At 70.5% G+C, this 6047-nt stretch carries 4 protein-coding genes and 1 tRNA gene; 2 read left to right on the top strand and 3 right to left on the bottom strand.

Annotation, left to right across the window (positions count from 1 at the left end; all coding sequences use genetic code 11):
- Window positions 1-35: 35 nt before the first annotated feature.
- Together ABD327_RS07040 and ABD327_RS07035 are read right to left on the bottom strand one after the other, a co-directional pair.
- A complete protein-coding gene (locus tag ABD327_RS07040) occupies window positions 36-206 on the bottom strand; it encodes a hypothetical protein (RefSeq protein WP_344449381.1) in 171 nt (56 codons plus the stop codon).
- Between the two features lie 53 nt (window positions 207-259).
- Complete coding sequence (locus tag ABD327_RS07035) at window positions 260-1381, bottom strand: phospholipase D-like domain-containing protein (RefSeq protein ID WP_344449380.1); 1122 nt, start codon at window positions 1379-1381, stop codon at window positions 260-262.
- Between the two features lie 217 nt (window positions 1382-1598).
- On the opposite strand from ABD327_RS07035, the gene ABD327_RS07030 reads away from it, so the two are divergent.
- Window positions 1599-1982: an RNA-binding S4 domain-containing protein gene (locus ABD327_RS07030; protein WP_344449379.1), complete on the top strand. Its 384-nt coding sequence runs from the start codon at window positions 1599-1601 to the stop codon at window positions 1980-1982.
- Window positions 1983-2218: 236 nt separating this feature from the next.
- Window positions 2219-5797 carry a WD40 repeat domain-containing serine/threonine protein kinase gene (locus ABD327_RS07025; RefSeq protein ID WP_344449378.1) on the top strand — a complete coding sequence of 1193 codons (3579 nt, stop codon included), beginning with the start codon at window positions 2219-2221 and terminating at the stop codon, window positions 5795-5797.
- A gap of 164 nt (window positions 5798-5961) precedes the next feature.
- Here the strand turns inward: ABD327_RS07025 and ABD327_RS07020 are convergent.
- A tRNA-Lys gene (locus tag ABD327_RS07020) sits at window positions 5962-6035 on the bottom strand.
- Window positions 6036-6047: the final 12 nt, after the last annotated feature.

The following is a 6047-nucleotide window of genomic DNA, read 5'->3' as shown; positions in this document are numbered from 1 at the left end:
CCGGTTCACCGGACGCCTCTCGCACGTGCTCCGGCTCAGGCGGACGCGCGCAGGTCGCGGCGTGCCCGGTCGGCCAGCTCATGGATCTTCGCTTCGGTCTCGCGCAGTTTCGCCTCGGCCTTCGCGGTCCGGGCGGCCGCCGCGCGCTCACGTCGGGTGGGCTCGTAGGTGCGGGTCTTCTGCGTGAACTTCTTGAAGAACTTCATGTGCAATAAATGCCCCGAATGGCAACTAATCATTCCAAAATGTGGGACTGCTCTCAGTGATCCGTTTCAGGTTTGGCGGGTCCGTCCGCCTTTTCCCATGCCGGACACCGCAGGTAGGGGCCGTCGTCGAAGTTCTCCTCGTATTGCCGGTACACCCGGGCGTCGACGATCCGCAGCAGGGTCTCGTCGTTGTTCCGCAGCGCGGCCCGCCCGTAGTTGTGGCTCCCGGTGAACACCGCCTTCAGTCCGGGTTCCCCCGCGAAGGATCCCGCCCCCGCCGAGATCGCCATGTACTTGGAGTGGACGGTCATCGCCCCGGCGCATTTCCTCGCTCCCGCGAGCCGGCCCTGGAGCAGCCCGCTCACCTCGGCTCCGAGCCGCCGGAAGACGAGGTGCACCCGGCACCCCCGGTCCCCCAGCGAGGCGAGGCGCTCCGCCAGCTCGGTCCGGTTGAACATCAGCGCCGCCACCCGGATCCGCGTCGGCCGGGCCGGGTCGGCGCTGCACCGGAGCGTCTCCAGCTCCCGGACGAGCGCGTCCGGCCCCTGGTAGGGGTTGGTGTAGAGCCGGTACGGTCCGCTCTCGCCCATCCCGTACTGGTCGTCGTCGGGCACCGTCGTCCGGCCGATCCCCGTCTCCAGCCGCTGGAAGTAGTCGTCATAAAGCCCGTACAGACCTGCGTCGGCGGCGATGTAGGCGTTGTTCCAGAATCTGATCCGGTCGTGATAAGTCAGATTCGCGGAACTCTGCACCACGACATTTCTACTCTCTCCCACCTGAGAGAAAAGGAGGAACTTGTTGTGGTTGATCCCCGTGCCGAGGCATCCCCACCCCTGACCGCACTGGGCCGCCCAGGACGCCTTCCCCGGCGCGTACTCGCCCAGCGCGCCGGTCAGCGCGGAGTAGATCTCCTCGGACCGGGTGTCCGCCGCGTGGTTCATCAGCACCTTGACCCGGACGCCTCGTGCGTGGGCTTCGAGCAGTGCGTCCTTCACGGGCTCCTCCCGCCAGGTGTAGAGCACCACCCGGATCTCGGCCCCGCCCGGAGTGCGGCGGACGAGGTCGAGGAGCCGGTCCTGGATGACGTTCTCCTCTCCCGCCCCCACCGCCGAGGGCCGGTTGAAGACCGCCCCTCCCCGAACCGCGTATCCCGCCGAGACGGGACCGTTCCCCACCCACCAGAAAGCAATAAGAACCACCCAGAAAACCCCAGGCGGAAATCGCATGCCTTCCCTTTCCTTTGACGACACGGAACTTCGGTAGAGAACCTAGAACAAGGCGGCTCCCTTTTCCGGAAAAGCCCCGCGGTCCGTGAGAACCCACGGCTCGGTCCCTGCGGGTTCGGCCGGAATCGGTTGGTACGGACGGCCGGGCACCGCCTACAGTGACTCCATGGCAGAAGAGCCGGTGAGCGCCCGAGTCGACACGTGGCTGTGGTCGGTCCGCCTGACCAAGACCCGCTCCCTGGCCTCCGAGGTCTGCCGGGCCGGCCACGTCAAGGTCAACGGCACCCGCGTCAAGCCCGCCCGCGCGGTCAAGCCCGGCGACGAGATCCACTTCCGCCACGACGGCCGCGACCGCATCGTCGTCGTCACCCGCGTCGTCACCAAGCGCGTGGGCGCCCCCGTCGCAGCCGAGTGCTACATCGACAAGAGCCCCCCGCCTCCCCCCAAGGAGGCGGTGCTGGGCGTGCCGATCCGAGACCGCGGCGCGGGCCGCCCCACCAAGCGTGAACGCCGCAGCATCGAGAAGCTCTTCGGCCGTCCGCCCGCCTGAACCGCCGTCCGCGCCGCGAAGGCGGAACCCGTGAGCAGGCCGAATCACAAAGACATGCGAATGTTTATTTAAGCGGTGATCGCCGCTATGATCTCGCGTGTCCGAGGGGCTCTCCGCCCCCGGGATCTCACCGCCCCTCCCGTTCGCCGTCCTGCCTCGCCACTCGTGAGAACAGCCATGTCCTCATGGGTGAGCGGTCCGGCAGGCCTCCGGCTGCTTCCCGAGGACACGAACACATGCCTGCTCCTCTGCTAGAGAGAGACCCCCGACAGCTCGGCGGCTACTGGCTGGCGTCCCGGCTGGGCGCCGGCGGCCAGGGAGTCGTCTACGAGGGCTACGACGCGCGGGGCGGCCGGGTCGCCGTCAAGACGCTGCACGCCGACGCGGTCAACGAATGGACGCGCGACGCACTGCGCAAGGAGGTCGCGACCCTCCAGAAGGTCGCCTCCTTCTGCACAGCCCGCATCATCGAGGCCGACGTCGACCACCTCCCCCCGTACGTCGTCAGCGAGTACGTGCCAGGACCCGACCTGCAGAACCAGATCGACGAGCACGGCGCGTACGGTTCCGGTGAGCTCTACCGCCTCGCGATCGGCGTCGCGACCGCGTTGTCGTCCATCCACCGGGCGGGCGTGATCCACCGCGACCTGAAGCCGGCGAACGTGCTGCTCGGCCCGGACGGCCCGCGCGTCATCGACTTCGGCATCGCCAAGACCGACGAGATGTCGCGCAGCGCCACCGGTGTGCTGAAGGGCACCCCCCGCTGGATGGCGCCCGAGCTGTTCCGCGGCTCGCGGGCCACGCCCGCCGCCGACGTGTGGGCCTGGGGTGCGATCGTGTTGTTCGCCGCGCAGGGCGAGGCGCCGTTCGACGGGGCCTCCCTGCCCGTCCTGATGCACCAGATCACCACCTTCGAACCGGACGCCTCCGCGCTCGGCGAGCCGCTGCGCGGTTTCGTCGAGGCCGCGCTCGGTCAGGACCCGGAGGCGCGCCCCTCACCGGAGGAGATCCTCGTCGGCCTGCTCGGCGGCGAGACCGGCGACCCGCTCGAGGCGGGCGACCGCGCCGCCAGGGACGTCCGGCCGCCCGCGAGCCTCCCGCCGTCGCTGGGGGAACTCGCCGAGCGGGCGTACGGCGGGCTCGACCCGCACGTCCAGCAGGCCGTTCCGCGCGTCCTGCTCCGCATGGTCGCCGCGCGGACCCACGCCGACGGCGCCCTGCGCACGGTCCCCGTCGGCGACTTCACGGACGGGGAGACCGACCAGGACACCTTGCGGCGCGTCCTGGACACCTTCGGCGCGGCCGGCCTGATCCGCGTCGGCGAGGACGGCACCGTCGGGATCGGCACCCCCGCCCTGCTGCGCGCCTGGCCCCGCATGCGCGAGTGGACGGAGGCCGAACGCGACGGTCTGGACGGCCACCACGCCCTGGCCGACGCCGCGCGCCGCTGGGCCGTCAACGGCCGCAAGGCCGCCGACCTGCTCCAGGGATCGAGCCTGGACGAAGCACTGCGGTGGGCGTCCACCGGCCGCAGGCAGCTGACCCTCAACCTCGGCGAGCGCGTCTTCCTGGAGGCCTCGGCCGAGCGGACCCGCGCCCGCGCCCGCGCCAGGACCGCCCTGACCGCGGCGCTGGCCGTCCTGCTCCTGGTCGCCGTGACCGCCGGAGGCGCGGCCGGTCTCCAGAGCTGGAGGCTCGACGGGGCGAACGCGGCGCTCACCGCGCAGCGGGACTCGGCGGTGAGCGGCCAGCTCGCCGCGCAGGCCGTCCAGTCGCGGCGCAGCGACCCCGTGCTCGCCCGCCGCCTCGCCGTCGCCGCCGCGGCTCTGGGCGGGGACACCTTCGACACCCGCCACGGCCTGCTCGCCCTGTCCGCGCAGTGGGAGCGGGACGTCTGGAGACCGCCGGGCGTGGACGGCTCCTGGAACCAGGTGTATCCCGAGGGCGGCGGACCGAACGCGTTCTGGAAGAAGGAGACGAACCAGGTCGTCATCGCCGACGCCGACGCCCGCGAGGTGCTGCGCACGATCGGCGTCCCGGGCGCGGTGCTCTCGGGCGCGGGCCTGACCCTCGGCGGCGGACGGCTGTTCACCCTCCAGGAGGACGGGACCATGGCCTTCTGGGACGTGGCGACCGGCGCCTCCGAAACGCTGCCGTACAAGCACGAGGTAGGGCAGGGCCTCGTGCTCGGCCCCAACGGCGGGAAGCTGGTCACGACGAACGGCGGAGAGGTCACGGTGCTGGAGACCGCCACCGGGAAGGAGGTGTTCCGGACCAGGAGGAAGAAGGTGAGCGTATGGCATCCGGTGCTCTCCCCGGACGAGCGGCATCTGGTCGTCCCGAACGAGGTCGGCAAGAGGCGTATGCGGCTGGACTGGTGGGACCTGAGCACCGGGAAGAAACTCGACATCCCGGATCGTTATCCGGTCCAGGAGGCCAGGCAGCTGGCGGGCACGACGTTCAGCCCGGACGGACGCTTCCTCGCGACCCGCGCCGACGACCAGATCGTCGTCATGGACGTGAACACGCGGAGGACCCGGACGACGCTGGAGGTGCCGAAGGGCGGCTTCGACACGAGCCTGGACTTCAGCCGTGACGGCGAGTACATCGCCACCGACATGGCGATGTGGAGCACCGGGCAGGGGTTCCTCGAGAAGCCGTACCTGCGCTACACGCCCGATGCGATGTGCAGAGGCACCCGCTTCGATCGGGACGGGGCGGTCCTGCGCTGCGTCGACGACCAGGACAGGATCCGGACGATCGACGTGTCCGGCTTCACCGGGCGGCTCGAGTTCTCCCCGCTCTCCGTCCGCTCGGCGATCAGCGGTGACGGAAGCACCCTGGCCGTCGCCGCGGACCCCGGCGCAGTCCAGATCTGGGACACCGCCACCCGCACCCGCCGCGCCGACCTCGGCATCGGCGGCTCAGGCAAGCCCCTCACGGCGCTGTCGTCCGACGGCGGGCTGCTCGCCCTGCCCTCTCCGGACGGCAAGGTCGAGATCTGGGACGTGGGGACACGCGCCAGGCGCCTCGTGATCGAGGCCGGTCCGCCGCCGAGCACCGGCAGGCCGCTGCCGTCGTTCTCGCCCGACGGCAGGGCGTTGGCCGTCCTGGTGTCCGTCGATCCGGCCGTGCTGAAGTTCTGGGACACCGCCACCGGGCGGGAGCTGGGCGAGGCCCGCGCCCCGAAACGGAACTACCCGGTGAGCGACTCGGAGACCCGGATCGTCTGGAGCGAGGACGGCCGCAGGGTCGTCTCCACCACCGATCTGGGCGTCGTCGAGTTCCCGTCCGGCAGGACGCTCGTCGCGCCGGACGCGATGGGCGCGCCGGTGGTGGCCCGCACCGTGCAGGCGCTCAGCCCGCAGGGCGTCCTGGCGACCGTCGAGGGGGTGGTCGACCAGCGCTCCCTCGTCTTCTGGGACGCCCGGACCCTCCGGCAGAAGGGCGGTGCCATCCGCCTGCCGAAGGGCAAGACTCCGATCACGGTGTTCTCACCGGACGGTCGGCTGGCCGCCACCGCCGACTTCAGGGGCAGGATCGACCTCTGGGACGTGCGGACCGGCCGCCGCCTGGGCCTCCCGCTCACCGGCCACACCACGAACTACGACACCGTGATCGACGCCCTGGCGTTCAGCGCCGACGGCAGGCGTCTGCACAGCGTGGGCCAGGACGACTCCTCGCTCGTCACCCACGTCGTCGATCCCCGCCTGCTGAAGGACGCCTTCTGCGAGACGACCGGACAGCTGACCCGCGAGGAGTGGGACCGGCACGTGCGCGAGATCAGCGACATCGCCTACCGGAAGACCTGCTGACCGGTGTCGCCGCGGACCCATGCCGTCCTGCCGCAGGAAAGAAGATCTCCCGACAATTCATGATCTACAACGTAAAGGCGGTGGGTGGAGCTCCCCTCGGCTGAGGGGAGCCGCCGAAAAAAGAAACCGGCTCCATCCCCGAGGAGATGGAGCCGGTTCCACTGTGCGCCGCCAGGGACTCGAACCCCGGACCCGCTGATTAAGAGTCAGCTGCTCTAACCAACTGAGCTAGCGGCGCGGATGTGTCGGG

Source organism: Actinocorallia aurantiaca (assembly GCF_039533685.1).
Classification (GTDB): Bacteria; Actinomycetota; Actinomycetes; order Streptosporangiales; family Streptosporangiaceae; genus Actinocorallia; species Actinocorallia aurantiaca.
This window is presented reverse-complemented; position numbering and strand designations above follow the sequence as displayed.

Coding starts and splice junctions, on each gene's coding strand:
- ABD327_RS07025 (WP_344449378.1), top strand. CDS start 2,219: ATGCCTGCTCCTCTGCTAGAGAGAGACCCCCGACAGCTCGGCGGCTAC.
- ABD327_RS07040 (WP_344449381.1), bottom strand. CDS start 206: ATGAAGTTCTTCAAGAAGTTCACGCAGAAGACCCGCACCTACGAGCCC.
- ABD327_RS07030 (WP_344449379.1), top strand. CDS start 1,599: ATGGCAGAAGAGCCGGTGAGCGCCCGAGTCGACACGTGGCTGTGGTCG.